Here is a 207-nt window from a genome sequence, read left to right on the forward strand (position 1 = left end):
TACTTGGAGCCCAATTGTTTGCGCCGTCGGAGTATTTTGAGTATCAGACGAACTGTTATTCAAATACCCATGCCAACCACCTACATAATGTTGCGCCACATCGGCAGCTTGACAATCTCCGTCCCCATTACTGGTGGCTTTTAACCCATGAAAAGGCGCCACGTAATCAGTCGTAATCGGCGCAAAGCCATTCAACGCATGCGTAAA

The 207-nt window shown here is 47.8% G+C and carries 1 protein-coding gene; it reads right to left on the reverse strand.

Translation table 11 applies throughout. The features are described from left to right. The coding region (locus AB3I00_RS14910; RefSeq protein ID WP_368025658.1) for a hypothetical protein at positions 1 to 207 on the reverse strand (207 nt) is incomplete at both ends.

This window comes from Enterococcus sp. C76, assembly GCF_040886985.1.
Lineage (GTDB): Bacteria > Bacillota > Bacilli > Lactobacillales > Enterococcaceae > Enterococcus_B > Enterococcus_B lactis.